The organism is Clostridium sp. D53t1_180928_C8 (assembly GCF_015667795.1).
GTDB lineage: Bacteria > Bacillota > Clostridia > Clostridiales > Clostridiaceae > Clostridium.
In genome coordinates, this window is the sequence record NZ_JADPEL010000096.1 from 1 (window position 1) to 3824 (window position 3824).

Annotated in this window: 5 protein-coding genes and 1 pseudogene; all 6 read left to right on the plus strand. The window is 28.5% G+C overall.

Annotated elements, in window-relative coordinates:
- Positions 1 to 1397, plus strand: a pseudogene (locus I4V51_RS20400) (hypothetical protein); the annotation flags it as partial.
- A 1-nt stretch (position 1398) separates the two neighbouring features.
- Positions 1399 to 1590 carry a hypothetical protein gene (locus I4V51_RS20405; RefSeq protein ID WP_195990274.1) on the plus strand — a complete coding sequence of 64 codons (192 nt, stop codon included), beginning with the start codon at positions 1399 to 1401 and terminating at the stop codon, positions 1588 to 1590.
- 415 nt (positions 1591 to 2005) lie between these two features.
- Positions 2006 to 2236 (plus strand): BhlA/UviB family holin-like peptide, encoded by a 231-nt coding sequence (locus I4V51_RS20410; RefSeq protein WP_195990275.1) that lies wholly within the window; start codon positions 2006 to 2008, stop codon positions 2234 to 2236.
- 1 nt (position 2237) lies between these two features.
- Complete coding sequence (locus I4V51_RS20415) at positions 2238 to 2444, plus strand: hypothetical protein (RefSeq protein WP_195990276.1); 207 nt, start codon at positions 2238 to 2240, stop codon at positions 2442 to 2444.
- Positions 2445 to 2494: 50 nt separating this feature from the next.
- Positions 2495 to 3157, plus strand: a complete 663-nt coding sequence (locus I4V51_RS20420) for a Rha family transcriptional regulator (RefSeq protein WP_347708678.1) — start codon at positions 2495 to 2497, stop codon at positions 3155 to 3157.
- A gap of 65 nt (positions 3158 to 3222) precedes the next feature.
- Positions 3223 to 3824, plus strand: a 602-nt coding sequence (locus I4V51_RS20425; RefSeq protein ID WP_195990277.1) for an N-acetylmuramoyl-L-alanine amidase, incomplete at its 3' end; no start/stop codon positions are given.

A 3824-nucleotide genomic window follows, 5' to 3' on the forward strand; every position in this document is an offset into this window, starting at 1 on the left:
CAAAAGCAAATACTGCTCAAACAAATGCAATTAATAGTGCTAAAGGTTATACAGATGGACAGATAACAACTGTAAATAAAACTATAACTACTAAGTTCGCTGAAATTAAAGCTACAACAGATAGCATAACGAGTAAAGTGCAAAGTATTGAGAACACAACAACTACTATAAATGGAAATGTTACTAGTTTGCAAAGTAGAATTACAACAGCAGAACAAAAAATAACTCCAACAGCTATTGTAAATACTATTTCATCTACTATAACTGGAGGAACAGGAAGTATAAGTACAACTCAATTTATAATGGACAAGAATGGATTAAAAGTAAAGAATGGAGCTTTAACAATACTAAATAAATCTGGAACTACAGTATTCAATTCAGATACTAACGGAAATTTAATCATAACAGGAACTTTAAAAAGTCAAAAGGGAGATAGATTTGTAGCACTTGATAGTGGAGGAGTAACTTTTCAAGATTGGAATAAAAAAGAGCAGTTGCTAAGAATAGCAATGACATCTTTTTCTAGCAATAGAGATTATAACGGTGTTACTTTTGCTATGCCACAGTATAGTGACTTTATTAGATATTCATATATTAAAAAAACGGATTTAACAGAAGGGTGGTCAGCGTCAGATACACAATATTCATTTTTAGATTTCTGGAGCGACGATAGAACTATTGAAGGTAAAACATTTAAAAAAGGAATTAATATACATGCTCCAATGCATGTTGGAACTAATGGAATATTATTAGATTCAGGAAATATTCACACTAGCGATTTAAAAGGCAATTTAACATGGAACTCAATAAATGGACTTATGGGAGTTTTAGGAGATAATGGTTGCTTTTTAGGTTTTAAAAATGGTAATTCTTATAATGCTAGATTAATACTTACTGAAGAAGCACATCCAGGAACAGGAGACCATATAATAAGCTTTGGTAACTGGAATGCTGGTGCATATACTATTCATAATGCACATCTTAGAGGATTAAGTTTAGTGGTAAGTGGTTCTAAAAACTGTATTCAAGAAACTAAAAACTACGGAGAAAGACTTATAAATGCATATGAAACAGCAGAGTATTTTTATGGTGATTTGGGATTTGGGAAAATAAATGAAGATGGGGAATGTTTGATATATATAGATGATATTTTTTCAGAGTGTGTAAATACAGATATAGAGTATCATGTGTTTACACAAGCTTACACTGGGTTAATTAAAACTATAGAAAGATGTAAAACTTATTTTATAGTTAGAGGAGATGCGGGAACTGAGTTTAGTTGGGAGTTTAAAGCAAAAAGACCTGGATATGAAGAGAATAGGTTAGATATTATGAGTGAAGAAAATCAAGGAGAAAATGAAACAGAATTAGAAGATTTATTATTAATGGAGGGATAAAATGAAAATATTAACAGGATTTGCAGTAATAAAAGATAGGGGATTAAATAGAATTTCATTTACTACAAATGAAATAAATGAAGATGGAGCAATAGTAAAAAGTAATATTAAAGAGAGTTTTTTTGTAGTAGATAGTGAAATTAAAGTTTTAATTTCAAGCTTGGAAGAAAAGATAAAAGAAAGAGTAAAGTAAATTTATAAAAGAGAATAAGTTATTAAGTGAAATAAGATCTCAGGAGGTAACCTATTCTCTTTAATAGAGAAATATATTTCGCATAAATAGTTTATGTAAATAAATTTATTATATTCATATAAAAATAAGGATAGTTCTAATATATAAATGATTTTAAAGATACCAATTCAATAAATACGGTTAAGTTTTCTTATTATTATTTTAGAGTTATTATGTCTATCCTTATTTTTATTAATATTAATAGCAGAAAATAGGTTGTTAATAAATTCAGTACAGCCTATTTTTCATGGGGTGAAATAATTCACAATAATAGTTTGTGAAGAGATATTAAATATATTCATGGAAAAGTTAGGAGTCGAAAGGCTTCTTTTATTATATTTGAAATTCTAATCGTTTGGGGAAAAGGAGATTAACAGTGGAAAATGAAGTTATCAAGATAATAGTAAGTCAAGGGGCATGGGCAATACTTTTTGTATGGTTACTTATTGATACTAGAAAGGAAAGCAAAGTTAGAGAAGAAAAGCTACAAGGAATAATTAACAAAAATCAAGAAGTTATAGCAGATTTAGCAGAAAAATTTGATGTAGTTGAAAATATTCAACAAGATGTCACTGATATAAAAATAAAATTAGATAAGGTGGGATAATATGAGCAAATTTGTAAGTAAGTTAACAAGTCTTATAGAGGTTAAAAAGATTATAGCATTAATAGTTATTACAGTATTTTGTATACTAAGTGCAAAAGAAGTAGTTAGTACAGAACAGTTTACAACAGTAGCAATAATGATAGTCAGCTTTTATTTTGGACAATCAACAGTAAAAGGAACAGTAAAGAAAGTAGAAGAACAGGAGTAGGCCCTGTCCTTTTATTTTATAAAAATATATAAGAAAGAAGGAATGTTGAAGTGAGTAAAATTTTATTAAATTTATCAAATAATGAATTAACAATAGATAGTAGAGAAGTTGCTGAAATGTTAGAGAAAGAACATTCAGAAGTATTGAAAGAAATAGAAGGAAGAAAAGATAATAAGAATGTAGGAATAATACCAGTTTTAACGAAGGGGAATTTCCACGTGGTTAATTATTTTATTGAAAGTTCATATATAGATAGAAAAGGTGAGAAGAGAAAATGTTATTTAGTTACTAAAATGGGATGTGAACTATTAGGTAATAAGCAACAGGGCGAAAAAGGAATATTGTTCACTGCAAAGTATGTTGAGAGATTTAATACTATGGAAAGAAGTATTAAAGAAAATAGCATATTAATTGCAAATAAAGAAATAGAAGAGTTAAAGGGTACAGTAAATGAACTTAAAAAAGCAACAGAAGAAGCTAAGAAGCACTATAAACCTAGTCATAAAACAAAATTGGATTATAGCAAATTAATAAGAACATTAACAGAAAGTGAAGAAGAATACCAAATGCTAAAAGAGAGTACATTTGCAGTATTAGGAATAACTAAATGGGAAGATAGTTGCATAGCTGACAGCGAAAAGATAACTAAAACCATAAAGCAAATAAGCAAGTTATTAGAACTAAGAAAATTTAAGCAATTAGAGTTATTATAAGAGTTTCTATATGAAAGGGACTCTTTTTATTTTATAAAATATATTAAGGAAAGAAGGTATATTAAATGAAAATTAAGAAAATAGTGGTTAGAGGTGGACATACAGAGTTATGTACAGGAGCAGTTGCATTACTAAATGAGTTAACAGAGGATAGAAAAGTTAAAAATGTAGTTATTAAATATTTAAGAGAGTTAGGATATGAGGTACTAGATGTAACACCACCAGTAAATTATACTTCGGATGAGTATGTAGATTTAGCATATGGAGTTAATAAAGCTAACGAATGGGGAGCTGACTTATTTATATCTATACATTTTAATAAAGCTTATGATAGTTATAATGGTGCATTAGGAACAGAAGTATGGGTATATTCTGAATATGAAATAGCAGAAAGAGTTGTTAATGCTATTGCTAATTTAGGATTTAAGAATAGAGGTCAGAAGACAAAGGGATTATATGAGTTGAATAGAACTGCTATGAAAGCAATGATAATTGAAACTTGTTTTATAGAAGCTACAGAAGATGTAGAACTATATAAAAAATTAGGGGCTGATAGGATTGGTAAAGCAATAGCAGAAGCTATTTCAACAAATGAAATTAAAATGGAGAATTTGACAGATAAAAAAGAAGAGGTAAGCAAACTACAGCAAGAACTAAATAATGATAA

What these genes read in the sequence shown, in the direction of transcription:
- I4V51_RS20405 (WP_195990274.1), top strand. Translation starts at nt 1,399, where the DNA reads ATGAAAATATTAACAGGATTTGCAGTAATAAAAGATAGGGGATTAAAT.
- I4V51_RS20415 (WP_195990276.1), top strand. Translation starts at nt 2,238, where the DNA reads ATGAGCAAATTTGTAAGTAAGTTAACAAGTCTTATAGAGGTTAAAAAG.